We start from the raw sequence: 25,787 nt of genomic DNA on the forward strand, positions 1-25,787 counted from the left end.
GCTCACCGCAGGCCCAACACGGATCGTCAAGCATGAGCGTTTTGACCGATGAAATCAGGCGGCAGATCGGCGCGCAGCTGCCGCCATTCACTTTCGAGTGCAGCCGTCAGGACATCCGCAAGTACGCGGTGGCGACGGGCCAGCGCGCGGCCCGTTTCCTGTCCGGCGACGAAGCGCCGCTGATGTTCCTGTTCGGCGCGATGATGCCCGTTTTGCCGCTTGACGCACTGCTCGCCGACGGCCGGCAACCGGACAGCCCGCTGATCCCGGACCTGCCGCTGAAGCGCATCATGGCAGGCGGCAGCGAGTATCAGGTGCACCGCCGCATCATGGGCGGCGAGATGCTCGTCTGCAAGCAGTCCCTGGCCGACATCTTCGAAAAGAGCGGCAGCGAGGGGCCGCTGATCTTTCTCGTGTTCGAAAACCGTTTCGAAACTCCGGACGGGGAGCCGGTGGTGACGGAGCGGCTGACCCGCATTGCTCGCTGACTTCGCGCTCTGACGACATGGACACTACCCTGCCCCACGACGAACCACCGCGCATTGGACAGCCGCTGCCCGCGTGCGACCGACGCGCCGACACCGTTCAGCTATTCCTCTACAACGCCGCGATCTGGAACCCGCACCGCATTCATTACGACCTGCCGTACACCGAGCGCGAAGAAGGTCATCCGGGCCTGTTGATCGACGGACCGCTGCAAGGCGACTGGCTGCTGCAGGCTGTGTACGAAACGATGCGCGAGCAAGACACGCTGCTCGCCTTCCGTTTCAGCAATCGACGACCGGCCTACGTCGGCGAAACCTTGCGGATCGAGGGAGAGGTCGCATCGATCGACGGCGCGATCATCGCGTATTCGCTGCGCGCACGCAACGCAGAGGGACTGCCGACCACCGTTGGCGAGGCCACGGTGCGGCGCGGCTGAGCGCACCGGCCTGGCAATATCTGCCGCACCGCTCGCGCCTGCCGCGGCAACGGTGGCGCACGTGCTTCTCTCGCTTTTCGCGCTCCTCGCGCGGCGCCGTGCTCCGGAAACACGCTTGCCCGCGCCCGACGGCAGATGGGCGTTGCCGTCGAGCCGCACGTTACCGCATCGCCACGCCTTGGCTTCGCGCTGCCCAGCCGCGTCATGCGCCACGCCCGGGCACATACCGTCACGCTCGCGCCGCCGTCCGCGGCTAGAAAGCCGGGGGGCCGCGTCCTTGACACCGCGCGTTGCGGCGGCGTGACCGTCTACAGGAAGTTGGGGCCGGCGCGCGATGCGTGTCGCCGCAAGCACGGCCGGTGTCCAGTGCAGGTCCGGACTGTCCGCCCGCAAGTTGAGCGCGGCGCATCGTCATGCGCCGCGTCGAATGCGGCGCAGGGCGTCACGCGATCAGCTTGGTCAACGCCGGCACACTCAGCACGGCGGTGTAGTAGCCCATGAACTGTACGCCGGTGTTGACTGCGAACTTGCGCGCCAGCACGCCGCCCAACAGCCCCACGGTCAGCACGCACAGGACACCGAGCAACTTTCCTTCCCAGTAGCCGATGACCACGACCAGGCCCATGAAGGTTGCGATGATCGCTTCATGGCTGATGCGGCGCGCGACGAACGACGCGGCGCGGTGCGCGAAGTTCATCGACAGCGGGTAGGCGATGAGGCCGGCCAGCACCACCGACATCAGACCGTAGCCAAGAAACTCCCATGAGGTCATCATGGTGTGCAGGTTCTGGATATGGCCGCCTTCGACGAAAAAGCGGGGCGGCGCATTGAACAGCGGCCCGGCGGGGCCGGCGGCCACCGGGCTGAGCGGCAAGCCGAAGGCGATCAGCGGAATCAGCGTCTCGGCGATGTAGGTGGCCTCGGTCACGCCGTTGCGGGCCGCCAGAACCGTCGTCAAGCGGTGGTAGGCGTGATGAATGCGGGCGCCGATCAGTTCCCCGATCACGATGGTCATCGCAACTGGACTGAACACGAACGTCGCACTGGAAACGGTCGCGCTGCCGATGGTCAGCCGCGCCTGCTTGGCGTCGAGCACGCGCAATGGGTTCGGGAAATAGCCGCCCCACCCCTTGACGTCCGGTGCCAGCGAAAACGTCCGCGCCGTCTCGCGACGCATCGCGACGCGATCGGCTGGCGACAACACCGAGAACAGGTCGGCGATCAACGGCCCCACGGCGATGCCGAGAAAGTAGCTGACGCCCAGTTTCACGTGATACGCGGCCGTGACGGCCTGCAACGCGATGATCACGAACACGAATGGCACCAGCGCCGCGACACCGGCCCAGCGACCGCCCGAGAAATACGCGATGATCAGCGCCGCCAGCAGGAACACCCATGGCGCGGCCGCGGCGATTGCCTTGCCGAATGGTGCGAGCAGCACGGCGAACAGTACCGCTGCGGGCACCGCAACCAGCGCGGCGATGATGCCGCCGGAGATCATCTTGCGCAGGGCGATGTGCGGCACGCCGAGATGGCGCAGCGTATCCGCGTCCTGCAGCAGCGGTACCGCCGACGTATCCCCTGGTATGCCGAGCAATGCGGTGGGGATGGCGTGCGTCATGTGTTTCGAGATCGCACCGGCGAGGAAGAAGGTGAAGACGCCTGCGGGCGGCACGCCCAGCAAGACCACGAGCAGGGTGAGCGGTGCCAGCGTGGTGGTCTCGTCGGTGCCCGAGATCAGCCCGATGCCAGCGAACACGACGGCGCCGATCAAACCCATCAACAGCGCAAACAGAATATCGTGATAGAGCGGATTCATCGCAGCACCTCCTTCGGCTGGTCGGCAAGCACGGCGGCGCGCAGGCCATCGTCCGTCTCGCCGGCCGCGCCGCGCGCGCGGCGTTCCTGTTCGGCGAAAAGCTCGTACAACCCGACTTGACGCATCTCGGCCAGCACGTGTTCCGGCAGGGTGCGCACGTCGGCAACCGTGCCATGGCTGCCATCAACCACCAGCGAATGGATCAGCTCCGCGCGCCGGCGCTCGTCCGCGTGCGCCTCGGCGGCGATGCGCTTGGGCTGGAACAGGCGCGCGCATACGGCACCCGCGACCAGGCAGCCGCCAAGTCCGACCAGCATCGCGTACGCGCGAGTCATCGCGGGATCGTCGATGAAGCGAGCCAGCACGTAGCTTGCGCCGATGAACGTACCGAAGCTGATCGCGATGCCGAGCGCGATTGCCCAGCGCAGGTGACGGATGTCGACCGTGTCGCCCCACACTTCGACAAGCTCGTAACGCCGCTTGGCCGTCGTCGCGCGCGCGACGGCGATGTCTTGTACTGCCATGTCTCCTCCCTGTATGGAAGTTCGAGGATCTGCCCGCGTCCGCGCGCAGCCCATTGTTCTGTTACCGCCAGTGCGAATGTGTCGCTTCACCTCCGTGCAGCTGAAGTTGCGCCCGGCATCGCGCCCGACCCGCACGGCCGACTGCTGCGAGGCGGGCCGCGACGTGGCTCGCGCAGGCCAGCGCAGCCGCTTCGCCGGTCATGTGTTGCTCAGCCGAACTTCGCGTCGGCTTTGCGTCGACTTTGCGTCGACTTCGCCTCGGCGTCGCGCTGCCTGCGCGCGGCAAAGGCACGTGCCGCCCGCGACGACGTCGGGCGGCCCAGCGCCGCCGAGATGAACTCGCCCGCCTCGCTCGCGCGCGCGAAGTCGACACCGGTCGTGACACCGAGACCGTCGCACAAATACACTACGTCCTCGGTCGCGACATTGCCCGTCGCGCCGGGCGAATACGGACAGCCGCCGAGACCCGCGACGGAACTGTCGAAGGTGGCGACGCCGCAGCGCATGGCGGCGTGGATGTTGGCGATCGCCATGCCCCAGGTGTCGTGGAAATGGCCGGCCAGCGCTCCGATCGGGACACGCGCGGCGCACGCCGCGACGAGTGCCTCGGTTGCGGCTGGCGTGCCGACGCCGATCGTGTCGCCCAGGCTCACCTCGTGACAGCCCATGTCGACGAGGCGCTGCGCGACGACGGCGACCTGCTCCGGCGCGATACGGCCCTCGAACGGGCAGCCAAGCACACAGGAGACATAGCCGCGCAACGCGATGCCATTTGCATGGGCCAGCTGCGCGATAGGCTGGAAGCGAGCGAAACTCTCCTCGATCGAACAGTTGATGTTGCGTCTGGAAAAGGTCTCCGAAGCGGCGGCGAACACGGCCACCTCGTCACAGCCCGCTTCCAACGCGGCAGCCATGCCTTTCAGGTTGGGCACCAGCGCGGCGAAGCGTACCGGCGCCGCACCGGCCTGCGCGCGCCATGCCGGTCGCACGCGTCGCAGCACCTCTGCCCCGTCGGCCATCTGCGGCACCCATTTTGGCGAGACGAATGCCGCCGCCTCGATGTGACGAATGCCGGCTGCGCGCAGCCGTTCGATCAACGCCACCTTGGTCTCGGTCGGCACGAAGCCGGCCTCGTTCTGCAGGCCGTCACGCGGCCCGACCTCGACGATGCGCACCACCGGCGGCAGGCCTTCGGTACCGCTTCGCAGGTGACGCTCAGGCATCGCGCGGACCCGCCAGCAGGCTCACCGCATAGTCGACCCGCACGTCGCGCGCTTCGACCATCTTGCGTACCACCCAGTCGACATCCGCGCCCGCCGCGCCCGCGGCGAGCGCAATGTTGCGCGCGTGCAGCGCCATGTGGCCACGCTGGATACCTTCGGTCGCGAGCGCCCGCAATGCGCCCAGATTCTGCGCGAGACCGACGGCAACCGCCACCTCGCCCAGCTCCTGCGCCGAACGCACGTTCATGATCTTGAGCGCCAGCCGCGCCAACGGATGCGTCTTGGTCGCGCCGCCGACCAAGCCGACGGGCATCGGCATCTCGATGGTGCCGACCAGATCGCCATTGCCTGCGACCTCCCACGTCGTCAACGACGTGTAGCGGCCGCTGCGGCTCGCGTAGGCATGCGCACCTGCCTCGACCGCGCGCCAGTCATTGCCGGTCGCGACGATGATCGGATCGATCCCGTTCATGATGCCCTTGTTGTGCGTGGCAGCGCGATAGGGATCAACGGCCGCGAAGACGTAGGCATCGACGACGCCCGCGATCACTTCCTCGCCGCTGTATTCCTTCGTCGCCAGCGTGTCCGGCGCATAACGCACCTGCGCCCGCGCCAGCCGCAGGTCCGCCAGGTTGGACAGGATGCGCAGCCTGACCTTGCCGCCGGTGATCGCTTCGATCTTGCCGGCCACCGATTCCGCCATCGTGTTGACCGTGTTCGCACCCATCGCGTCGCGCACATCGACGATCAGATGCGCAACGACCATCGGGCCGCGCGGCGTGTCCGGGAACACGTGCACCTCGATATCGCGGCAGCCGCCACCGAGGCCGATCAACACCTTGTCGCGGCTATTCGCCAAGTCCACCAGCGCGTCGCGGTGTTGCAGGATCGCGTGGCGTGCGCCGTACGGGTCGCTCAGGCCGAGCACCTGCACCTGGGCCCGCATCAGCGACCCGCTGGTCGACGTCTTGAAACCGCCCGCCTGCCGCGCGAGCTTCGCCATGAAGGAGGCGGCGGCGACGATCGACGGTTCTTCCACCGCCATCGGCACCAGTACGTCGCGTCCATTGACCTGGAAATAGCCGGCAACGGCCAGCGGCAGCTCGAATGTGCCGATGACATTCTCGATCATGCCGTTGGCCGTCTCCAGTGGCAGCGCGCCCGGCCGGCTCAACAGCGCGCGCTCGGCGTCGTCCAGTTCCGCGACGCGCGCGATGTGGTCCGATCGCTGCGCGGGGGTCAGCGCGCGAAAATTGGCCAGGGCCGAATCGATGCTCATCCGTTTGCTCCTCTCGTTCTATTGCGCCGTCGACGGCGTGCCCGTAGTCACGCGTGCCTGCCACGGGCGGGTTGGAACGAAAATACTAAGCGGACTGCAGGCACATGAAAGGTACAATCGACGGAAACACTTCGACAACTGTATCCAGAACAGCGCGGCTTGAACAAGCCGTCCTGGCGGCACGGAGGCATGATGGCGCGCAAAGCGCAGAGCCTGGCGGCAACGATCGCGGACAACTTGAGCAGACAGATCGAAGACGGTGTGCTGCGCGAGGGCGACAAGCTGCCGTCGATTAGGGAATACGCCAACGGCAACGGCTACTCGAAAAACACCGTGATCGGCGCCTTCGACATCCTCACGGCGAATGGCATGATCGAGCCGCGGCGCGGCGCGGGTTTCTTCGTGACGCGCGGCGGGCGACCGAAGCCCGACATGGTGGAGACGACGACGCTCGACCGCGCGATCGACATCGTCTGGTTGATGCGTGAACAGTTGCAGAGCAAGCCGGAATTCCTGAATCTGGGCGAGGGATTTCCGCCGATTCGATGGCTCGAAGAGATCCGGCTCGACCAGTTCCATCAACGCGTGGTACGCACCGGCCTCGCGTCGCTGTTCCGCTACGGCAGCCGTTTTGGCTATCTGCCACTGCGACAACACCTGCAACACAAGCTCGCGGCGTACGAGATCGAGGCGGCGCCGCAGCAGATCGTCTTGACGCACGGCGCGAACCAGGCGATGGACCTGGTCCTGCGCTACTTCACCCGGCCGGGCGACACGGTGTTGGTGGACGACCCTGGGTACTATGTGCTGTTCGGAAAAATCAAACTGAGCGGCGTGAAAATGGTCGGCGTGCCACGGCGGGCGGACGGTCCTGACATCGACGTACTCACCGGCTTGCTCAAGCAGCACCGACCGAAGCTTTTCTTCACGCAGTCGGTCGGCCACAACCCGACCGCCACTGACACCAGCGCGGCCAAGGCGCATCGCATCCTGCAGCTAGCGGAGGCGCATAATCTGATCGTCGTCGAAGACGACGCGCTCGCCGATCTGAAACCGCGCCAGACGCCGCGCATCGCCACGCTCGACCAGTTGCGTCGCACGATCTACATCGGCAGCTTCTCGAAGTCTGTATCGGCCGCACTGCGCGTCGGCTTCATCGCGTGTGACGCGGCACTTGCCAGCGATCTCGCGGACGTCAAGATGCTCACCCACGTGAGCAGTTCCGAATATTGCGAACGCACGCTGGAGGTGATCCTCAGCGAAGGGCATTTCCTGCGCCATACCACGCACCTGCAGGACAAGCTGCGGCGCGCAACCGCGAACGGCATCAAGGCGCTGGAGCGCCTTGGCGCGACGCTGTTCCGGCCAAGCGAGCAAAGCCTTTATCTGTGGGCGCGTCTGCCGGGCCAGGACGACTCGGTCGAGCTGGCGCGAAGGATGTTCGAGCAGAGCGTGATTCTCGCGCCCGGCGCGGTGTTCTCGCCGCAGGGCGATAAGTGCTCGCCGTGGTGCCGCTTCAACGTTGCTTATCTCGAAGACCCGCGTTTCGTCAAGGCGCTGCAGAAGTTGTGAGCCCGACCGGTCGGGGCGACGGTACGCCGAATGCACGGAAAAGATCGTTTTTTGAGGTAGCGTCGAGCGCTTTGCAGGCGCGGCGGCATCGTGCCCCCGTCGCTGCGCGACAGCGCTGCAAGCCAAGTGGCGGGCCATCGCGGCCGACCCCTGCGCAGCGCTCGCCTGTCGGTATGACCGCATTGCCGACATTTCGGGACCGTGGCTAGAAGGCCTGTGTGCCGCTCATCGGAAAACGATGACATCGACGCGCGCAGGGCCGCGCGCCGGTTGCCGAAAAGACGGCTTAGGCGCCGAGGAATCCCAGGGTGCGGGAAATGCCGTGCGCGGCCTCGACCACCTTCGGCGCATCGCGTTCGATAACCTCCCGTGTCATACGTGCCGCGGGTGCCCAAATTCCGACGCCGAGTGCAACCGCACCGACCCGGTCATAGACCGGCGCAGCAATGCCGATCATGTCGCCGGCAAATTCGCCGCGCCCGATCGAATAACCCCGCGCGCGCGTTTGCTGGAGATCCCTTCGGAAAGCCTTGGGTTCGATCAAGGTATGCGGCGTGACCGCCTCGAGCGGACCGGCAAGCACCCGCGCCTCGAAGTCGGCGTTGTGCGCCAGGATCGCCTTGCCCATCGCGGACGAATGTGACGGCGCGCGGCTGCCAAGCATGGTGACGATGCGTACCGGCTGCGAACTGTCGACACGGTCGACGTACACGACGGTGGTCGGGTCCTCGTTGGAAATCATGCCCAGGTGGGCGGTCTCTCCGCACGCTTCGACCAGCTTGCGCAAGTGTGGACGCGCACTTTCGGCGAGTTCGCGGAAGTTCACCGACGCGCAGCCGATTTCCCACAGCTTGATGCCGAGTCGATAGCGCTTGGTCGCGCTGTCCTGCGTGATCCAGCCGAGTTCGCGGAACGACGCCAGAAAGTGATGGACGGTGGGTTGCGGCATGCCGAGCTTGCGGCTGAGCTCGAGGATGGTCCACTCCCGCTGGCCACCGACAAACGCTTCGATGATGGTCGCTGCTTTCTTTACCGATGTAAGCACCCGGCTTTTCTCCCCGAGATGGATCCGGCTCGGGAGCCAGACGAAACATTGGAGCCGTTCCCGACGGGTCGTCGCGGCGACGGCACCGATCCGCCGCGCGCGCATCCGTCTGCGCATCGGCACGACTGCACGCCGCGGTGACGCGGCGCGGCAGGCGGAGGACGACCCGCGCGAGCCTGCGTCGGACCATCGGTCGGCAGGCGGTCTGCCCGCGACCGGCCTGAATAATAGGATATTCCGCGGCTTCGGATCAATTTCCACCGACCACGCCCGCATTAGCGGCGCCGTCGATAACGTTAGCGAAAATCGTTGGTTTGCTTGCTCGGCGCCCGGCGCTATAAGAGATGCCCACCAGCAAATTTCTGAACATGAAATTGGATTCCGCATTTTCCGCCGCCAGGCACGGGCGTCGGTTCGGTGCGTGGGCGGGCGGCGCCGCTTCGCCGGTCGCTTGGCTGGCCGTGCCCGCGCTCGGCTTCATGGCGCTCGTCTACGCCGTGCCCTTGCTCGCACTGCTGACGCGTAGCGTCTCCGACCCCGAGCCCGGGCTGGAAAACTACCGCCGCATCCTCCAGCATGCCGGCTATCTCCGCACGATCGGTCGAACCCTCGGGCTGGCCGCGTTGTCGACCGTGTTCGCACTGCTGCTCGGCTATCCGATTGCCTACGTGATGGCCATGCGTGCCGGCACGCGCCTGGCGCGTTTCCTCACGTTCTGCATCGTCGCCCCCTATGTCACCAGCCTCCTGGTCCGGACGTTCTCCTGGCAGGTACTGCTGGGCCGCGTCGGCCCGTTCAATCAACTGCTGCACGCAGTGGGCCTGGCGCGCTTCGAACTGCTGTTCACGCCCGCCGCGGTCCTGATCGGACTGACGCATTTCCTGCTACCGATGATGATTCTGCCGCTGGTCAGCGTGATGCGAGGCATCGACCCGACGCTGCGGCGTGCCGCCGCCAGCCTCGGCGCCGGTCCCGCGGTGACCTTCGTGCGCGTGTTCGTGCCGGCAAGTGTGCCCGGCATTCGCACCGGCACCGCGTTGTGCTTCATCTATGGTGTGGGCGCCTTTGTGATTCCCGCGCTGCTCGGCGGCAACAGCGGACGCATGCTGGGCGCGCTGGTGCAGACCGCGATCTCGCAGCAGGCGGACTACGGTCTGGCGGCCGCTGCGTCGGTGATTCTGGCCAGCCTCGTCTGCGCGGTGGGATTCGTGCTCCGACGCGGCCTGTCGGGCCGTCAAGCGGTGGCGGTCGAGGTGCCGGCCCGCGACCGCACGCAGGGACTCGCACGTGACGCAACCGCGGCACGTCCTGGCTGGTTCGCGTCGACCCTGGTCAAGGTGCTGAGCGGTCCGGCAGCCTGGCTCGATCGTGCCGGCCTGTCGTCGCTGCCCGGCAGCGTGAGCGGCTTCGCGGCCGTCATGGGCCTGGCGGTCGTGCTGCCGCAGGCGGTGACGCTTCCGTTGTCCTTCTCGTCCAGTCGAACGCTCGTATTCCCGCCGCCGGGCTGGTCGTTGCAGTGGTACGCCTCGTTCGCGACGCCGGACTGGACAGGTCCGCTGCTGACCAGCGTAACGGTCGGTCTGGCAGTCACCGCGCTGGCGGTGTTGCTCGGTTCGCTCGCTGCGTTTGGCGTCACGCGCGGCCTGAGCGGCCGCACCGGTGCGATTGCGCGCTTGCTCCTTCTGCTGCCTTTGCTGTTTCCCACCATCGTCGCCGCCACCGCGTTCTTCATCGCCTTCCTGCCGCTGCACCTCGACGACACCTGGATCGGGCTGGTCGCCGCGCACACGACGCTCGCCGTGCCATTTGTGTTCTTGATCGTCAGCGGCCACCTCAGTGCCCTCAATCCGACCTACGAACGGGCCGCATCGAGCCTCGGTGCCGGCAATGGCGCGATCCTCCGACGCATCGTTCTGCCATTGTTGAAGCGCAGTGTGCTGACCGGCGCGTTCTTCGCATTCACCACATCGTTCGACGAAGCCGCCATCTCGATCATGCTGTCCGGCCTCAATGTCAAAACGCTGCCGCGCCGCATGTACGAGGCCCTTGCCTGGGAAAGCGACCCGACGGTTGCCGTCGTGGCGATCGTGGCGATGGCCGTGACGGCGGCCGCGACGCTGCTGTCGGGACGGTGGTCAAGTGGGCGGCAGCGGCCTCCTGCCGACGTCCGACCGGAAACCTCGACGCCAAGGACCGAACCATGAATGCCATCTCTGCTTCGTTGGCTCCGGCCCCGCGCGGCCGCCTCGAACTGGTCGGCCTGCGCAAACGTTTCGGCGGACAGGCCGGCGTCGACACGCTGTCGCTCGATATCCGGCCCGGCGAATTCTTCACGCTGCTCGGACCGTCGGGCTGTGGCAAGACAACGACACTGATGATGCTGGCCGGCTTTCTGCAGCCGGACGCGGGCCATGTGCGACTGGACGGGGTGGACATCACCGCCACGCCGCCGCCGCAGCGCGGCCTCGGCGTCGTGTTCCAGCAGTACGCGCTGTTCCCGCACCTGAGCGTGCGCGAGAACCTGGCCTTTCCACTCGAAATGCGTGGGATGCCGCGCCACGAGATTGCCGACCGTGTCGGTCGTGTGCTCGAGCTGGTGCAACTGTCGCAGGCCGATCAACTGCCGGCCGAACTGTCCGGCGGCCAGCAGCAACGCGTGGCTGTTGCACGCGCGCTGGTGTTCGATCCACCGGTGCTGCTGATGGACGAACCGCTGGGCGCGCTGGATCGCAGCCTGCGCCTACATCTGCAGCGAGAGCTGCGCGCGCTGCAGCGCCGGCTGGGCATCACGGTGATCTACGTGACGCACGACCAGGACGAAGCGATGGCGATGTCGGACCGTATCGCGATCATGCGGCATGGCCGCGTGGCACAGGTCGATCCCCCGCAACGGCTGTACGACACGCCGGCCAGTCTGTTCATCGCGGAATTCCTCGGCGACAACAACCGCCTGCCGGCAGCGCGAAGCGCGGGCCCGGGCGCGATCCGCCTCGACAATGGCCGTCTACTGGCCACCGCAGAACACGGCCTGCCGGACGGCGCGGCGGTCATTGCCACGCTGCGCCCGGAGCGGCTGCGGTGGCACACGAACGGTGCCGGACACATCGCCAGGGTCGAAGCGTCGACCTACTTCGGCAGCCAGTACGAGCTCATCGTCGACGCACCCGGCTTCGGTCAACTCCGCGTGTTGAGCGCAAGCGACGGTCGCTGTTGCGCACCCGCCATCGGCGACACCGTGAGCATCGACTGGGCCGCCAGCGACGTCCGTGTCTTTCCAGTCGATCAAACCGTTTGATTTCCCGCGAGCACGGCTCGCTTCCTTCCAACTTTCGTTACGCGCATGGACAAGCCTTCCGCCCTCGATCGTCGTCGCTTCCTTCTCACCAACGGCGCCCTGCTCGCCGGCTCAACACTCGCTCCCCTCGGCTTCGGCCGGTCCCAGGCTCGCGCCGCGGACCGAGGACGTCTCGTTTATGCGGGCTTCGGCGGCAGCTACGAGCGCGCCGTGAACGCAGGCTTGTTCGCTCCATTCGCCAAGGAAACCGGAATCGACGTCACGTTGACAACCGGTGGCTCCGATGTCGCCAAGATCCGCGCGATGGTGCGGTCCGGTCGTCCAAGCTGGGATCTGGTCGACGCACAAGGGGCGACGCTGGGGCAGTTCATCAACGACGGCCTGCTCGAACCCATCGACAGCAAGTTGATCGCCAACGCGGACCTCTTCGACCGCTCGCGTGCAACCGCCTTCAGCGTGCCGTGGTACCAGTTCAGCCTCAATCTGTTCTGGAATCCGCGCGCTGTCAGCGGCGAGCCGGCCTCCTGGGCGGACGTGTGGGATGTGAAGAAGTTTCCCGGCAAGCGCGGGCTTTCGAAGCTGCCTTGGTTCTCTCTCGAAATTGCACTGTTGGCCGATGGCGTGCCGCTGGACAAGCTTTACCCGCTCGACGTCGATCGCGCGTTCGCAAGTCTTGATCGCATCCGGCCGCACGCCGTGTTCCTCGACACGAACTCGCTCGCAAGCGCGATCTCGTCGCAGGAACTGGTGATCGGCATCATCAGTCTCGCGCGGATCAAGGCGATCCAGGCGGCCGGCGTTCCGCTGCGCTATACGTGGCAGCAGGCGCTCACCGACGTCCAGCAGTTGGTCGTGCTCAAAGGCGCGCCGGATGCGGCGCAAGCCCGCCAGGCGATTGCCTATGCGCTGCGTCCGGAGCCGCAAAAAGCCTTGATGGACTCGCTGGGCTGCACACCGGTGACGCGTACCGCGCTGGCGCGCATCACGCCGGAGCGCGCTCGTGACCTGGCTGGCACGGATATCACGCGCAAGACCAGCTTCTACCTGGACGCACAGTGGTGGGGGAAGCACGGCGCCGAAGTAGGCCGGCGCTGGCAGGATTGGCTGGCCGCCTGAACGGCGCGGCCGGGCGGGACGCGCGACTCCGCGGGAGGCGCGTTGTGGCGGGACGCGTGGCGGGACGCGCGTCGTGGCGACGCGTGCCCCTGTCGTGGCAGCGCAAGCCGCTGCCACGGCGGCGCAAGGGCCGTTTCCTCAGCGGGTTCGCACGGCCGGGTGCTGTGGACGCGGGAGCCCGAGATTCTCGCGCAGGGTGTGCCCGGTGTAGTCGTCGTGAAACAGCCCGCGGCGCTGCAACTCGGGCACCAGCCACTGCAGCAGACCATCAAGCCCGTCACCGAAATACGGCGGCATCAGATTGAAGCCGTCGCAGGCTTCGTCCTGGAACCACTCCTCGATCAGGTCGGCAATCGTGCTGGCTGTGCCGACGATCTGACGGTGCCCGCCGACACCCGACGCCTCATACAGCTCGCGAATCGTCAGGCCTTTCGCGCGCGCGGCGTCGAGCTGGCCCTTGATGCTCTTGATGCCGTTCGTCTCCGGGAGATCCGGAATCGGGCCGTCGAGCGGGTAGCCCGAGATGTCGCCGAACTTCGGCTCCAGCATTGCATAAATCACCTTCGGATGGACGCGCTCGCGCAGCGCCTGGTGACGCGCGCGTGCGTCGGCCTCGTCGCGGCCGATGATCGGCAGGATGCCCGGCAGTATCTTGACGGAATCCGCGCCGCGACCTTCGGCGCGCACGCGCGCCTTCAGCCCGGTGTAGAAGGCCTGCGCGGCGGCTTTGTCCTGCTGCGCGGTGTAGACGAGATCGGCGGTACGCGCGGCGAGCTGTTGGCCGGGCTCCGACGACCCCGCCTGCGCGATGAGCGGGAAGCCCTGCACCGGCCGGGCGATGTTCAGCGGACCCTTCACCGAGAAGAACTCGCCCTTGTGATTCAGCACGTGCAGCTTGGTCGGGTCGACATATTCACCGCTGACCTGATCGCGTACGAACGCGTCGTCCTCCCAGCTGTTCCACAGCCCCGTGACGACGTCGACGAATTCCTGCGCGCGCCGGTAGCGCACGTCGTGCTGCAACGAGGTCTCGAGGTTGTAATTCTTCGCCTCGGCCTCGCTCCAGGACGTCACCACGTTCCAGCCAACCCGTCCGCCACTGAGATGGTCGAGTGACGCATACTTGCGCGCGATCGTATAGGGCTCGTTGTAGGTGGTCGACGCGGTCGCGACGAAGCCAATGCGCGAAGTCACGGCCGACAGTGCCGCGATCAGCGTGAGCGGTTCAAACTGGTCGATCTTGCCGATGTACCGCAGTTGGTCCGGATCGTCCGCGCCCTGCCGCACGGCCGCCCCGTCGGCAAAGAAGATGAAGTGAATTTTCGCCGCCTCCGCGCGACGCGCGAGGTCCCGCCAGAACGGGAAATCGAGCGAGCAGTTGGCGGGCACGCCCGGGTCGCGCCAGCCGCCCGCGTGCGAGCCGTTGGACGTGACACTGAGGCCAAGCTTGAGGCCGGTACGTTTGCTCATGGTTTGTCTTTGAACTGGAATCGCAATGTGAATTCACGCGTGGCGGCCGCTCGCCGGCGCCGTGTCTGCCGTGTCTGCCGCGGCGATCGCGGCGCGCAGCGCGGGGATCAGGTCGCGCCCATACGCGCGCGCGTCCTCGGCGATGTCCCATCCGCGCAGATAGAACGCACGCGCGCCCAGCGCGTAGTAGCGCAGATAGGACTCGACCACCTGCTCCCGCGTGCCGACCAGCGCGGCAGTCGAGCCGCCACGGCCGACCAGGCGGGTGAAACCCAACCAGAGGCGCTCGTCGTGCACATCGCCGAGCTTCGCAATGTCATCGAGCTTGCGGGCGCCGACCGAATCGATCTTGGCCGCCACTTGCTGCAGGTGCGTCGCAGTGTCTGCGCGCGACGCCTTGAGTTGCGCCTCGGCGCGGTCGTATAGCGCCTGTGCTTTCTGCCAAGCTTGTGCCTCCGTCTCGCCGATGATCGCGCGCAGCGACACGCTGATCGCGAGGTCGCGGCCGCGCTCGCGTGCGAGCCGGCGGAGCGTGTCGATGCTGGCGCCAGTTTCGGCGAGCGGCTCGCCCCAGATCATGTAGCGGTCGGCCCGGCCAGGTCCGGCGTCGAGCGCGCCTTGCGACGAGCCGGCGAAGCTAACGGCGGGCACCGCGGCTGGGCGCACGCTGCTATATCCCTGGCGCACCTCGAAGTACGCGCCGTGGTGATCGAAAGGGCTTTGCTCGACCCACGTGCGACGCAGCACATCGATGTACTCCGCTGTGCGGCGATAGCGTTCGTCGTCCGGCAAGGTATCGCCATCGCGCTGCAACTCACCGCCTGGCGCGCCGGTGATGATGTGCAGACCGACGCGATCGCCCCCGGCGATCCGTTGCAGCGTGACAGCCTGCCGTGCCGCGACGGTCGGTTGCACGAAGCCCGGTCGATGCGCGACGAATACCTTGAGGCGTTGCGTCACCCGCAGCACGTGTGCCGCGATGATCATCGGATCGGGGCCCCACGAGCTTTGTCCCACCAGCACCCAGTCGAACCCGGCGGCCTCGTGTGCCTGCGCGGTTTCCTCGATGTAGGACAGGTCGAAGTCGTCCGACCACCACAGGCCCGTGGTCTCCGTGGAACGGGTGTGCGGCACGTAGCCGATGAGTTCAACAGACATCGATCGTTCTCGAAAATTGACGCCGGAAAGATTTCTAAATAAGAAATCTCATTTCACGAAAGACCATTTAAAGTTCATCTGGCGCGCGAGTCAATAGCCCGCGGACCACGCACCGGCATATCATTTCGTGCGCTAAGGAAAGCCGAAATCCGTGGTTCACGGGAGACCTGATCGCCCGGTAAACTCTGCGGGCGGGACGCCTCCGCATGCCCCTCGCATGACGCCCGCCGACGGGTGCACGGCGCGCATGCACACGGTTTCGAGCACACGGTTCCGAGCACACGGTTGCCACGCGACGGGCGATCGACGGGCTCGCCGCGTCGAAGTGATCAACACGGCGGTGCAGGCGCGCGCCCCGATGTCGATGCCCGGATGCCGCGCGGGCGCTTGCATTTCTGCTTCACGAGCCGCCGTCGCGCCCGTGCCCCCTCGGACAACGTGTTTCGCCGTCGCATCGGCGCGATGCAGCTTGCGCCGATGCACATGCGTTGCGCATTCCCCTCCTGCCATGCCGCGCAGCCCGGCCGCCCGACGCGGCTGCGACGCCTCGTCCGACTGATGCCGTCGCACGGTTAGAATGCGATGTTTTGGTCGCGTTGCGCCGCCGCCATTGGCTGCGGTTGACGCAGTCGCGCCACACGCCACGTCGTCCCCAACCGATCTCGCCATGAGCCCGCGCCGCCCGCCCAAGATCGCCTCGCGTAAAGAGCCCAAGCAGGCCCGCTCCACCGGACTGGTCGCCGCCATCCTGCAGGCGGCGACACAGGTGCTGACCAAGGAGGGCGCGGCCCGCTTCACGACCGCGCGCGTTGCCGAAAAAGCCGGCGTCAGCATCGGCTCGGTGTATCAATATTTCCCGAACAAGGCTGCGATTCTGTTCCGGCTGCAGAGCGACGAGTGGCAACAGACCGCCAACATGCTGCGCGAGATATTGGAAAGCGACGACGCGCCGGCGCCTGAGCGCCTGCATGCGCTGGTCCACGCGTTCATTCGGTCGGAATGCGAGGAAGCCGAGATGCGCGTCGCACTGAATGACGCGGCGCCGCTTTATCGAGATGCGCCCGAGGCCAGGGAAGCGCGTGCCGCAGGCGAAGCGATTTTCGCGAAATTCATGCGCGAGATGCTGCCGGCTGCCTCCGAGGAGACGCGCGCCCTCGCGGGAAACGTGCTGACCACGACGCTCAGCACGGTGGGCAAGGAGTTTTCGAGCACGCCGGCGCCGATCGAGATGACGCGCTACGCGGATGCGCTTTCACAGATGTTCCGCGCGTACATCGACCAGCTGAACCAGCGAGACCAGCGAGATCGCCGGGAATGAGCGGATGGCGCGCAGTGTTCGCCCCGCCCGGCACGATCGGCACGGACGCGGCGTTCAGTGCCCGGGCACACCCGCTGCGGCATGCGGCTTGTCGTGCGTCGCGTACTTCTCGACCATCGTCGCGCTCGCCCGGTTCAAGCCCACCACTTCGACGTCGATGCCGTTGCGCGTGAACTTGTGCACGATGCGGTCAAGGGCCTCGATCGCCGTGATGTCCCAGAAGTGGGCGTGAGTCAGATCGAGCTGCACGGCGCGCAGCGCTTCCTTGAAGTCGAACTCCGCCAACAGCGACGCCGACGAGGCGAAGAAGACCTGGCCGCGCACCGCATAGCGGCGCACGGACGAGGCGGCGTCGAGGGCAGAATCGACGCTCAGAACCCGTCGTACCTTCGAGGCGAAAAAGACCGCGCTCAGCAGCACGCCGACCAGCACGCCGATTGCAAGATTGCCGGTTGCGACGACCACCGCGACCGTCGCCAGCATCACGCAGGACGAACTCCTCGGGTAGGTACGCAGATTCGCAATCGAACGCCAGTTGAAGGTGCTGATCGACACCATGATCATGACAGCCACCAGCGCTGCCATCGGGATGCGACGCACCCAAGGTCCAAGGAACACGACCAGCACCAGCAGGAAGACGCCGGCGGCGAAGGTCGACAGGCGGCCGCGGCCGCCGGATTTCAGATTGATGATGGTCTGTCCGATCATCGCGCAGCCCGGCATGCCTCCGAGGAACCCCGCCACGATGTTGGCCAGGCCCTGCCCCCGGCACTCGCGGTTCTTGCTGCTCGCCGTATCGGTGAAGTCGTCGACAATGGCCGCGGTCATCAGCGATTCCAGCAGGCCCACCGCCGCGATGGCGGCCGAATACGGGAACACGATCCGCAACGTGTCGAGCGTGTAAGGCACGGCTGGGAGCGCAAGGGTCGGCAGCCGGTCGGGGAAGGCGCCCATGTCGCCGACCGTCGGCAGGTGCCAACCCATCGCGATCGAAAGCGCCGTCAGCACCACGATGCACAGCAGCGGCGACGGTACGGCCCGGGTCAGGCGCGGCATCAGGTAGATGATCGCGAGCCCGCCCGCCACCATGCCGTAGACCAACGGCGGCACGCCGCGCAATTGCGGCAACTGCGCCAGGAAAATCAGGATCGCGAGCGCATTGACGAAGCCGGTGATGACCGATCGCGACACGAAGCGCATCAACGCCCCGAGCTTCAGGTAGCCCGCGGCGATCTGCAGGATGCCCGCCAGGATGCCGGCGGCCAGCACATACTCGACACCGTGCGTTCGGACCAGCGACGCGATGACGAGCGCCACCGCGCCGGTGGCCGCCGAGATCATGCCCGGCCGGCCGCCGGCGATGGCCGCCACCACCGCGATGCTGAAGGCGGCATACAGGCCAACGCGTGGATCGACGCCGGCAATGATCGAGAAGGCGAGCGCTTCGGGAATCAGCGCGAGCGCGACGACGAGCCCGGCCAGGAGATCGGCGCGAACATTGGAAAACCATTCGTCACGGAGGGTGCGTGTGGGCATGGCAAGGAATCGGGAAAGAGAAGACGGGAAGCGGCCGACCGACCCTATCGGCATGACGACAGCCCGCAACGGACGGCGCCGCGCGAGGTGGGAACATCCCGTGCCACGCGCCGATGGCATGCCGCATGTTGTGCTTCGTTGCGTTGTGCTTCGTTGCGTCGTGCCGCGCTGTGCCGTGCCACGCCAGGTCGCGCGGCGGCAGCAGCTGCGCTTCGAGGCGGCACGAGCGTCGCTCGCCGAACGTCGTCGCATGAAACGCGATGGCCGCGCGGCTCATGCGCCGCTGGCGTGACGCCTGGCCTGCCGCCGCTCGCGGACGCCGCTGCGGAAGCGGCGCGAGGGACGCGAGGGGCGCACGTGGGCGGAAACGGCTGCCCGGACAGGTAGCGGAAGCGGCAGACCAGTGACAAATGCGCGAACGCCTGTCGGTCGGATTGAACAACGGCGGGCGCGGCGCGGAGGACTACATGGGAATCTCGTCAGGCGGGAAGCCCGGCATTGCGCCGGAAGCGGCCGATACTATCCGATCCCTCGCGACGCGTCCAGCGTGCGGACAGGCGCATGCCACCGCCAGAACGCACGACGCCCGGGGGCCAGGGGCCAGGGGCCAGGGGCCAGGGGCCAGGCGGGGACCATCAAACCGGCAATGCAACCGCAGCGCGGCGGCGGCGAGCGAGCGAGGTCAACCGATGCCGCGCGCCCGACGCCGGCACGGCGCGGGCGAAGCGCGGGCACCGCGCAGGCACCGCGCGACGCCAGACTCGGCGATGCCCGATGCGACCGCGCCCGTCACGTGCTGCTAACGTTTCTGGCCATCCCAACAGTCGTCGGTCCGTTTCGACAGCAGTTGCTTCTGGATGCGCTGCGTCGGCGTCTTCGGGAACTCGTCGACCAATGCGATGAAACGCGGCACCTGGAATTTCGCCATGCGGGTCTCGCACCATGCGACGAAGTCGGCGGGAATCAATGGCGCGCCGCCGGGTTTGAGCTTGACGAACAGCTTCAGGTCCTCGTCCTCGAACTCGTTGACGACGCCGATCAGTGCGCTTTCCTCCACGGACGGGTGCTCGTTGACGACGTTTTCCACCTCCCACGCGGAAATGTTCTCCCCCCGTCGGCGCAGACTATCCTTTTTGCGACCGAGGAAGAAGAAATGGCCCGCCTCGTCCTGCCGGCCAAGATCGCCGGTGTAGAGCCAGCCATCGCGAAGCGTCTCGGCGGTTTTTTCCGGTTGCCGGAAATAGCCGGTCGTGATCGTGCCCGGCTCGCGCTCCCGCACGCGTATCTCGCCGACGCTGCCAGGCGGCAAGGTCTGGCCGTCGTCGCCAGCAATCTCCACGTCGAAGTAGTCGACCGCCTTGCCCACCGAACCCACGGTGTCGTCCAGGTTGATCAGGCTGAAACTCGACGTCTCGGTCATGCCGTAGCCTTCGCGCACCGGAACACCGAAGCGGGCCTGGAACGCCTTCCAGACCTCCACCGGTGCGCCGCCACCCCAGGCCACCTTGATGGAGTGCCCGCGGTCGTCCTCGGACGGCGGCTGCTTGAGCAGGAGCTGCAAGACCCCGCCGACGAAATGCAGATGCGTCGCCTGGTACAGGGCCACTTCCTGCCAGAAGCGCGACGCGCTGAAGCGCGGCACGAATGCAAGGGTGATCGGCTGCATCAGCGCCATCACCAGCACTTCGCTGCCGAACACGTGGTAGATCGGATCCCAGAAATGCAATACGCTGCCCGGCGTGATCGAGCCGATCCATGACGCGCCGAGGGCGGCCGCGCGATACATGCGGTCGCTCATCTGCACGCCCTTCGCGGGCCCCGTCGTACCGGACGTGTAGAGAATCGCACGCAGGTCGCTGTCGTCGCTCCGCACTGCCGGCTCCGCATCGCTCGGGTTGTCCGCCAGGCGTTCGAATGCCAGCTCGCCTTCCTCGCCGCTGCCGCGCCAGATCACGCGCAGCGCCGGCCGCGCCTGGAGGATCGGCGCGAGCGCTGCGCGAAACGATAGGTCCGCCACCACGAACGCCGGGTCCGAATGCGTCAGCACGTGCGTCAGCGCAGCGCCCTTCAGATGGACGTTGACCGGCACCTGCACCGCGCCACCCTTGCACAGCGCAAAGAAGGTCAGCGCATGGTCGATGTGGTGCTCGAGCATCACCGCGACGCGATCGCCAGCGCGCACGCCCGCGGCATCGAAGCCTGCGGCGAGCCGGTTGACCCGCGTGTTCAGGGCCGCGTAGGTAACCGTTTCGTCGCCGGAGCGGCAGAACACATGCGCAGGGTTGTCGCGCGCGCATGTGCGCAGCAGGCGGGGGATGTTGTCATCCGCCGAGAAATGGGCCATCGAAGGTCACCTCGCAACGGGTCGATGTAAATGTCGTGTCGTCATCACCACAGCCAGGCATGGGTATCGGTGAGCGTCCAATGCTCCGTACCGTCGGGCTGGTTTCGCCGCTCGATACGCACATGACCATTCAGCGTCCTGACGCTCATCTCGAAGAAATCGAATACCGCGTTGCGCATCGCGGGCGCGTCGAGGAAGGGGAACGGTTTGAAGCTGTCGAACACCAGTTCGACCCGGTCGTTGTCGAGTGCCTTGACGTGAACGGTGTTCTTGAACGCGCCGACGATGGTCGCGAACGTCTCGGCAATGGCTGCCACGCTGTTGCCCGTCGTGCCGGTCTGCGCTTTCAGTGCGGGGGTGAACTGCACCGCCAACAGCTTCATGGCCGAGGAAACCATCTGACTCGCGGCGTGAATGCCGAACTGCGCGACGATTGCCTCGATCACGTGCGTCACGTAGTCCGACGCATAGTTCGCGCCGCCCTTCACAATGCGGGCCTCGGGCCAGACCTGCGGATCGAGTTGCGGCGCCGTCGCCGGATCGAACTCCGGGGTGTGCGCCACATGCTCGACCCTGAAACGCTCTTCCGGGCGCAGATCGTGGTCGTACTCCATGAAGTAGCCTTCATCGTACTGATGCCCTTCCGCGACGAACTTGGTCGCGACCCAGCCGAGTCGCGGGCAGCCGAGCAGCTCGCCGTTGCGCGGGTGCCAGGTCGACAGGATCGTGCGCCGCACCGACGAAGGCACGGCCAGTGCCGAGATGCCCGGGAACGTGCCCCACGGTGGCAGATAGCGGATCCACACCTTCTTCGGCGACTCGGCCATGTACTGCAGCCGCAGGCCACCGATCGTGTTGCTGAAATAGTGATACTTGGCTGCCGTGACGGCGGGTGGGTCGTTGCGGATGCCCAGCTTTTCAAGCGCCTCGACGAAGCGATGCGACTGTTCGGCGGTCATCAGCGCGCGCCACACGTTGTTCAGCGCGGTCTCGCCCTTCTCCCGCAGCACGATTGCGGTCACGCCCGACACCACCGACCAGCCGAAGTTGCCGACGATGTCGGCGCGCCGCTTGAGTGCGTCGAGGTCTTCGCCTGCGAAACTATCTTGCTTGCTCTTTTCCACCTGTATGTCTCCGTACCTTGGGGTCACGGACGCGTCCTCAGGACAACGCCCACTCCTTGAAGCGACGCGTGATGTCGTCGAAATGCGTGGTCCACCAGGCGTCGTCCATCAGCACGCTGTTCGGCGCCTGCAGATCCGGGATCCACTTGCGGCTCTCGGCACTCATCAAGCCGAGCGCCTTCTTGCTGCTGGGCGTGTTGCCGAGCAGTTCCATGAAGGCGGCCTGCCGATCCGGACGGGCGGCGAACGCGAGGAATTTCATCGCGTTCGCCTTGTTCGGCGCATTCTTCACGACGGCCAGATATTCGAACCCGTTGATCGTCTGGTCGAACGAGAAGTCGACCGACTGCCCGCTGGCCTTGGCGGGCTTGACGCGCGACGCATACGTGTAACTGAAGTCGGTCTCGCCGGTCTGCAACAGGCTGAGCGTCTGCGGGGTCTGGTCGATCCATTTCACGACGTGCGGCTTGATCCGGTCGAGCACCTTGAACGCGCGATCGACATCCAGCGGGTACAGGTGTTTCGGCGAGACGCCGTCGGCCAGCAGTGCCGCCTCCAGCGTTTCGCTCGGTCGGTTCCGGAACGTGCGCCGGCCCGGAAACGCCTTGGCGTCGAAGTATTCGCGGAAGTTGCGTGGATGCTTGCCCTCCGGATATTTCTTCGGGTCCCAGGCGATGCCGCCGACGAACACGTACCAGGGCAGCAGGTTGTTCTTGATGTCGATCACCAGGTCGCTTCGATCGAACAGCGACAGGTCGAGCGGTTCCCACAGACCGGCATTGGCGCCGGCCACGCCGAGCGCGTTGGGCGCATCGAATACGTCCCACTGAACGTTATTGGTGCTGACCTGCGCGCGGAGCTTGGCCAGATCGGGCGTGTCGACAATGGTCACCTGCACGCCTTCCGCCTTTGAAAAAGGCTTGACCAACGCTTCTTCGACGGCCTGACGATACGCGCCGCCCCAACTGACCAGCGTCATGCGCTTGTCGGCGGCGTGTGCGGACCGACTGTGCAGAATCGCCGGCGCGCTGGCGGCTACCGCCAGGCCGGTCGCGCCTGCGAGGAACTGCCTGCGTTCCCGGGAAACAAGTGCATCTCGATGCTTCGACATGGTGTCCGCTCTCTCGCTCGATACTCGCTTCAGGAAGACGGGTCGGCGTCGCACGTGCCGGCCCGGCAACGGCCGCGGCGCCTGCTCGACCGCGTGAACAAAGACTAAGCATGCAAAAAAGCGCGTGGCCTTAATCCTTTGCTGGCTTATCCAATGGATAAGCAGTCGTTCTTCTTTGCGCAACCGTCGGGATGCGGAGTAGTCGCCATGCGCGAGACGTCGCATCACGCACCAGGATGGTGATACGTGCGCGCGTTTGTGTAGAAATTGGCGCGTTCGGGCCCCCAAGAAGCTGGCGCCACGCACCTGGGCCGCTCCGGTGCGATCAGGCCTGCCGAGGCGCGCACGCTGCCGGCGCCACCTCGGCTCGCCACGGCAGCGGCGCGCGTGGCACCTGTGACGCGTACAGCCGTGGCTCGCGTCAGCCGGTGTTGCACGCGCGGCCGGAGCCGTCGCCGGCTCACCATTGGCCAGTGTCGGCGTGGCGTTGCAGGCGGCCACGCGCAATCGGCTCGCCGAGCCGCATCTGTTTGGCGTGAGTTCCGGCGCGGCGCTCGGCGCGGCGCTCGGCCCGTTGACGCTGCCGGCCACCGCCTTCGTCGGTGCACTGGGCGCGACCGGCATGACCGTGCTGCTCGGCATGCGAGCCGGCCGGGTCGATCCGCAACGGCTGCTGCTGTCGGGCGTGGCGGTGTCGTTCGTGCCGATGTCGTGCGCCAACCTGCTGCTGTACCTCGGCGATCAACGCGCCGCGCCCTCGGTCCTGTTCTGGATGCTGGGTGGGCTGGGCAATGCACGATGGGAAAGCTTGCTGACGCCGGCGTGTTTTTGCGCGGCCGGCGTCCTGCTCTTGCTTGCCGGGCGTCGCGAACTGAACGCACTCGGCAGCGGCGACGTTGCCGCCAGCACGCTCGGCGTCGACGTCGGGCGCTTGCGCCGCGAACTGTTCGTGGTGTGCTCGCTGATGACCGCCGCGATGATGGCAGTCAGCGGCACGATCGGCTTTGTCGGCTTTGTCGGCTTTGTCGGCTTTGTCGGCTTTGTCGGCTTTGTCGGCTTTGTCAGCTTCCTCGCCCCGCACCTCGCGCGTCGCCTGGTTGGCGTCGAGCACGGCCGCACGCTGCCGTGCGCCGCGCTGGCGGGCGCGCTGATGCTGACTTGGGCAGACGTCGCGGCGCGCACACTGATCGCCCCCGACGACCTGCCGGTCGGCATCGTCACGTCGCTGTTCGGCGGCGCCTTGCTGGTCGCGCTGATGCGATGTCGCTAGGTGCGCAGCGGTCGCATTGGCGGCCGCCGTCCGCCGTCCGCGTCAGGCCGCCGGTCGTGCCGCGCGGCGGGCAAACTCGGCAAAAACCTTCAGTTGCCCCGCGATGAACTCACGCGTCGAGGCATCGGTCAGGGTCAACGTTTCGGCATCGACCTTCGACGCGACCTGGCCCACCATCACCTCCGGCTTGTTCAGCACCAGCGCGTCGAGGAACACGCAGGTCTGGCGCAGATGATACTGCGCGCGCGCGCCGCCCAAGGCACCTGGCGACGCGGTCTGGATGGCCAGTGGCTTGCCCGCGAACGGCGGCGGCGAGACCCGCGACAGCCAGTCGATGGCATTCTTGAGGCCGCCCGGGATCGAATAATTGTATTCCGGCGTGACCACGATCACGCCGTCGGCCGCGCGAATCTGATCCGCCATCGCGAGCACCGGTGCCGGGAACCCTTCGGCCTGCACGTCGGCGTCGTAAAGCGGGAAATCGCCCACTGAACCAAGCGGCGAGAGGGTCACGCCCGCCGGTGCCAGTTCGGGCAGCGCGCGGGCGATCGCGGCGTTGTACGAGCCGTGGCGCAAGCTGCCCAGCAAGGTGACGAAATGCAGGGGACGTTCAGTGCTCATTGCAGATTCCCGGTGAGAGTGGCGGAAGCGCCGCGGCGCAAGCACTATCATCGCGCGTTTCCGCGTGACGCGTCTGAACAGCCATCGAGCGGGTCCGTGGGCACACGGAGTTCGATGGCGCGCCGCGACCGGGTTCGCACGGCTCGCCGAACTTCCTTCCCGTCATCGGCCGCACCGTCGGCATGCAGCCGAATCGATGCGGCGCCCGCCGCGCCCCTGACCGGGCGACCGGCTCGTGCCGTGATTCCGCCGCGACGCGCGCCACAAACCGCTCAATGCAGCAGTTGCGCGAGGAACTGGCGGCTGCGCTCGTGCCGGGGCGCGGTGAAGAATGCCGCCGGGGTGTTCTCCTCGACGATCGCACCCGCATCCATGAAAACGACGCGATCGGCGACCTCGCGGGCAAACCCCATCTCGTGGGTCACGCAGATCATCGTCATGCCGTCGTTCGACAGCGACTTCATCACGTCGAGCACTTCCTTGATCATTTCGGGATCAAGTGCCGAGGTCGGCTCGTCGAACAGCATGACGCTCGGCCTGATGCACAGCGAGCGGGCGATCGCGACGCGCTGCTGCTGGCCGCCGGACAGTTGACTCGGGTACTTGTGCGCATGCTCGTCCATGCGCACGCGGGCCAGGAAGGTACGCGCGACCTGCTCCGCATCGGCGCGCGACTGTCGCCGCACGCGCACCAGCGCCAACATGCAGTTCTGCAGCACCGTCATGTGCGGGAACAGGTTGAAGTGCTGGAACACCATGCCGGTGTTCTTGCGGACTTCGCGCATGCTGCGCGCATCCTGTCCGACCCGGATGCCGTTCGCGAGGATCGTGCCGCTGTGATGGTGCTCGAGCCCATTGATGCAGCGGATCAGCGTCGACTTGCCCGAGCCGGAGGGTCCGCAGACAACGACGGTCTCGCCTTGTGCGACGTTGAGGTCGATGTCACGCAGCGCATGGTAGCTGCCGTACCACTTGTTGAGCCCCTGGATGGCGACCGCGTGGTTGGAAGCGGCGGGCGAAATGGTGTTCATCGTCGATTC

At 66.5% G+C, this 25,787-nt stretch carries 20 protein-coding genes and 1 pseudogene; 8 read left to right on the top strand and 13 right to left on the bottom strand.

The window, feature by feature from the left end:
* The first annotated feature begins 32 nt into the window (after nt 1-32).
* Nucleotides 33-488: an FAS1-like dehydratase domain-containing protein gene (locus BLU54_RS11060; protein ID WP_091908091.1), complete on the top strand. Its 456-nt coding sequence runs from the start codon at nt 33-35 to the stop codon at nt 486-488.
* A 17-nt stretch (nt 489-505) separates the two neighbouring features.
* The gene (locus BLU54_RS11065) at nt 506-922 is read left to right on the top strand and encodes an HTD2 family dehydratase (RefSeq protein WP_211435338.1); all 417 of its coding nucleotides are present in this window, start codon (nt 506-508) and stop codon (nt 920-922) included.
* A gap of 442 nt (nt 923-1,364) precedes the next feature.
* Here BLU54_RS11065 and BLU54_RS11070 read toward each other — a convergent pair whose 3' ends face one another.
* From BLU54_RS11070 to BLU54_RS11085, 4 genes are all read right to left on the bottom strand, one after another.
* Nucleotides 1,365-2,741, bottom strand: a complete 1,377-nt coding sequence (locus BLU54_RS11070) for a tripartite tricarboxylate transporter permease (protein ID WP_091908093.1) — start codon at nt 2,739-2,741, stop codon at nt 1,365-1,367.
* The gene (locus BLU54_RS11075) at nt 2,738-3,265 is read right to left on the bottom strand and encodes a hypothetical protein (protein ID WP_211435339.1); all 528 of its coding nucleotides are present in this window, start codon (nt 3,263-3,265) and stop codon (nt 2,738-2,740) included. Before BLU54_RS11075 ends, BLU54_RS11070 begins: the two co-directional genes overlap by 4 nt.
* A 209-nt stretch (nt 3,266-3,474) precedes the next feature.
* Nucleotides 3,475-4,488 (bottom strand): hydroxymethylglutaryl-CoA lyase, encoded by a 1,014-nt coding sequence (locus BLU54_RS11080; protein WP_091908097.1) that lies wholly within the window; start codon nt 4,486-4,488, stop codon nt 3,475-3,477.
* The gene (locus BLU54_RS11085) at nt 4,481-5,767 is read right to left on the bottom strand and encodes a hydroxymethylglutaryl-CoA reductase, degradative (RefSeq protein WP_091908099.1); all 1,287 of its coding nucleotides are present in this window, start codon (nt 5,765-5,767) and stop codon (nt 4,481-4,483) included. Before BLU54_RS11085 ends, BLU54_RS11080 begins: the two co-directional genes overlap by 8 nt.
* Nucleotides 5,768-5,956: 189 nt before the next feature.
* Here BLU54_RS11085 and BLU54_RS11090 point away from each other — a divergent pair, with 189 nt between their 5' ends.
* Nucleotides 5,957-7,339, top strand: a complete 1,383-nt coding sequence (locus BLU54_RS11090; protein WP_091908531.1) for an aminotransferase-like domain-containing protein — start codon at nt 5,957-5,959, stop codon at nt 7,337-7,339.
* A gap of 286 nt (nt 7,340-7,625) precedes the next feature.
* Here BLU54_RS11090 and BLU54_RS23255 read toward each other — a convergent pair whose 3' ends face one another.
* Nucleotides 7,626-8,771 carry an IclR family transcriptional regulator gene (locus BLU54_RS23255; RefSeq protein ID WP_139169655.1) on the bottom strand — a complete coding sequence of 382 codons (1,146 nt, stop codon included), beginning with the start codon at nt 8,769-8,771 and terminating at the stop codon, nt 7,626-7,628.
* Here BLU54_RS23255 and BLU54_RS11100 point away from each other — a divergent pair.
* The 3 genes from BLU54_RS11100 to BLU54_RS11110 are packed head-to-tail and all read left to right on the top strand — an operon-like array spanning nt 8,753 to nt 12,795.
* A complete protein-coding gene (locus BLU54_RS11100) occupies nt 8,753-10,588 on the top strand; it encodes an ABC transporter permease subunit (protein ID WP_170845120.1) in 1,836 nt (611 codons plus the stop codon). The two genes, BLU54_RS23255 and BLU54_RS11100, sit on opposite strands and share 19 nt — an antisense overlap.
* Nucleotides 10,585-11,679 (top strand): ABC transporter ATP-binding protein, encoded by a 1,095-nt coding sequence (locus tag BLU54_RS11105; RefSeq protein ID WP_091908103.1) that lies wholly within the window; start codon nt 10,585-10,587, stop codon nt 11,677-11,679. Before BLU54_RS11100 ends, BLU54_RS11105 begins: the two co-directional genes overlap by 4 nt.
* A gap of 45 nt (nt 11,680-11,724) precedes the next feature.
* On the top strand, nt 11,725-12,795 hold the full coding sequence (locus tag BLU54_RS11110) for an ABC transporter substrate-binding protein (protein WP_091908105.1): 1,071 nt from the start codon (nt 11,725-11,727) through the stop codon (nt 12,793-12,795).
* A 138-nt stretch (nt 12,796-12,933) separates the two neighbouring features.
* Here the strand turns inward: BLU54_RS11110 and BLU54_RS11115 are convergent, their stop codons facing one another.
* On the bottom strand, nt 12,934-14,265 hold the full coding sequence (locus tag BLU54_RS11115) for an LLM class flavin-dependent oxidoreductase (protein ID WP_091908107.1): 1,332 nt from the start codon (nt 14,263-14,265) through the stop codon (nt 12,934-12,936).
* Nucleotides 14,266-14,298: 33 nt separating this feature from the next.
* Complete coding sequence (locus tag BLU54_RS11120) at nt 14,299-15,423, bottom strand: LLM class flavin-dependent oxidoreductase (protein ID WP_091908108.1); 1,125 nt, start codon at nt 15,421-15,423, stop codon at nt 14,299-14,301.
* A 667-nt stretch (nt 15,424-16,090) separates the two neighbouring features.
* Between BLU54_RS11120 and BLU54_RS11130 the strand changes: the two genes are divergently transcribed.
* Nucleotides 16,091-16,741 (top strand): TetR family transcriptional regulator, encoded by a 651-nt coding sequence (locus BLU54_RS11130; RefSeq protein WP_091908112.1) that lies wholly within the window; start codon nt 16,091-16,093, stop codon nt 16,739-16,741.
* A 54-nt stretch (nt 16,742-16,795) separates the two neighbouring features.
* On the opposite strand, the gene BLU54_RS11135 is transcribed toward BLU54_RS11130, so the two are convergent.
* The 4 genes from BLU54_RS11135 to BLU54_RS11150 all read right to left on the bottom strand — a co-directional run bounded on the left by BLU54_RS11135 (nt 16,796) and on the right by BLU54_RS11150 (nt 22,856).
* Nucleotides 16,796-18,277: a SulP family inorganic anion transporter gene (locus tag BLU54_RS11135; RefSeq protein WP_091908114.1), complete on the bottom strand. Its 1,482-nt coding sequence runs from the start codon at nt 18,275-18,277 to the stop codon at nt 16,796-16,798.
* 799 nt (nt 18,278-19,076) lie between these two features.
* Nucleotides 19,077-20,621 (bottom strand): AMP-binding protein, encoded by a 1,545-nt coding sequence (locus BLU54_RS11140; RefSeq protein WP_091908116.1) that lies wholly within the window; start codon nt 20,619-20,621, stop codon nt 19,077-19,079.
* 44 nt (nt 20,622-20,665) lie between these two features.
* Nucleotides 20,666-21,745 (bottom strand): hypothetical protein, encoded by a 1,080-nt coding sequence (locus BLU54_RS11145; RefSeq protein WP_091908118.1) that lies wholly within the window; start codon nt 21,743-21,745, stop codon nt 20,666-20,668.
* A 37-nt stretch (nt 21,746-21,782) separates the two neighbouring features.
* On the bottom strand, nt 21,783-22,856 hold the full coding sequence (locus BLU54_RS11150) for an ABC transporter substrate-binding protein (RefSeq protein ID WP_091908120.1): 1,074 nt from the start codon (nt 22,854-22,856) through the stop codon (nt 21,783-21,785).
* Between the two features lie 448 nt (nt 22,857-23,304).
* Between BLU54_RS11150 and BLU54_RS11155 the strand changes: the two are divergent.
* Nucleotides 23,305-24,126: pseudogene (locus BLU54_RS11155) on the top strand (FecCD family ABC transporter permease); the annotation flags it as partial.
* Between the two features lie 42 nt (nt 24,127-24,168).
* Here the strand turns inward: BLU54_RS11155 and BLU54_RS11160 are convergent.
* The gene (locus BLU54_RS11160) at nt 24,169-24,747 is read right to left on the bottom strand and encodes an NADPH-dependent FMN reductase (RefSeq protein ID WP_091908124.1); all 579 of its coding nucleotides are present in this window, start codon (nt 24,745-24,747) and stop codon (nt 24,169-24,171) included.
* A gap of 272 nt (nt 24,748-25,019) precedes the next feature.
* Nucleotides 25,020-25,778, bottom strand: coding sequence for an amino acid ABC transporter ATP-binding protein (locus BLU54_RS11165; RefSeq protein ID WP_091908126.1), 759 nt, complete (start codon nt 25,776-25,778; stop codon nt 25,020-25,022).
* Nucleotides 25,779-25,787: the final 9 nt, after the last annotated feature.

The organism is Chitinasiproducens palmae (genome assembly GCF_900095735.1).
Lineage (GTDB): Bacteria > Pseudomonadota > Gammaproteobacteria > Burkholderiales > Burkholderiaceae > Chitinasiproducens > Chitinasiproducens palmae.

Excerpts from the sequence above, each read along its gene's own strand:
- BLU54_RS11060 (WP_091908091.1), top strand. The coding sequence starts at position 33 with ATGAGCGTTTTGACCGATGAAATCAGGCGGCAGATCGGCGCGCAGCTG.
- BLU54_RS11065 (WP_211435338.1), top strand. The coding sequence starts at position 506 with ATGGACACTACCCTGCCCCACGACGAACCACCGCGCATTGGACAGCCG.
- BLU54_RS11070 (WP_091908093.1), bottom strand. The coding sequence starts at position 2,741 with ATGAATCCGCTCTATCACGATATTCTGTTTGCGCTGTTGATGGGTTTG.
- BLU54_RS11075 (WP_211435339.1), bottom strand. The coding sequence starts at position 3,265 with ATGGCAGTACAAGACATCGCCGTCGCGCGCGCGACGACGGCCAAGCGG.
- BLU54_RS11080 (WP_091908097.1), bottom strand. The coding sequence starts at position 4,488 with ATGCCTGAGCGTCACCTGCGAAGCGGTACCGAAGGCCTGCCGCCGGTG.
- BLU54_RS11085 (WP_091908099.1), bottom strand. The coding sequence starts at position 5,767 with ATGAGCATCGATTCGGCCCTGGCCAATTTTCGCGCGCTGACCCCCGCG.
- BLU54_RS11090 (WP_091908531.1), top strand. The coding sequence starts at position 5,957 with ATGATGGCGCGCAAAGCGCAGAGCCTGGCGGCAACGATCGCGGACAAC.
- BLU54_RS11100 (WP_170845120.1), top strand. The coding sequence starts at position 8,753 with ATGAAATTGGATTCCGCATTTTCCGCCGCCAGGCACGGGCGTCGGTTC.
- BLU54_RS23255 (WP_139169655.1), bottom strand. The coding sequence starts at position 8,771 with ATGCGGAATCCAATTTCATGTTCAGAAATTTGCTGGTGGGCATCTCTT.
- BLU54_RS11105 (WP_091908103.1), top strand. The coding sequence starts at position 10,585 with ATGAATGCCATCTCTGCTTCGTTGGCTCCGGCCCCGCGCGGCCGCCTC.
- BLU54_RS11110 (WP_091908105.1), top strand. The coding sequence starts at position 11,725 with ATGGACAAGCCTTCCGCCCTCGATCGTCGTCGCTTCCTTCTCACCAAC.
- BLU54_RS11115 (WP_091908107.1), bottom strand. The coding sequence starts at position 14,265 with ATGAGCAAACGTACCGGCCTCAAGCTTGGCCTCAGTGTCACGTCCAAC.
- BLU54_RS11120 (WP_091908108.1), bottom strand. The coding sequence starts at position 15,423 with ATGTCTGTTGAACTCATCGGCTACGTGCCGCACACCCGTTCCACGGAG.
- BLU54_RS11130 (WP_091908112.1), top strand. The coding sequence starts at position 16,091 with ATGAGCCCGCGCCGCCCGCCCAAGATCGCCTCGCGTAAAGAGCCCAAG.
- BLU54_RS11135 (WP_091908114.1), bottom strand. The coding sequence starts at position 18,277 with ATGCCCACACGCACCCTCCGTGACGAATGGTTTTCCAATGTTCGCGCC.
- BLU54_RS11140 (WP_091908116.1), bottom strand. The coding sequence starts at position 20,621 with ATGGCCCATTTCTCGGCGGATGACAACATCCCCCGCCTGCTGCGCACA.
- BLU54_RS11150 (WP_091908120.1), bottom strand. The coding sequence starts at position 22,856 with ATGTCGAAGCATCGAGATGCACTTGTTTCCCGGGAACGCAGGCAGTTC.
- BLU54_RS11160 (WP_091908124.1), bottom strand. The coding sequence starts at position 24,747 with ATGAGCACTGAACGTCCCCTGCATTTCGTCACCTTGCTGGGCAGCTTG.
- BLU54_RS11165 (WP_091908126.1), bottom strand. The coding sequence starts at position 25,778 with ATGAACACCATTTCGCCCGCCGCTTCCAACCACGCGGTCGCCATCCAG.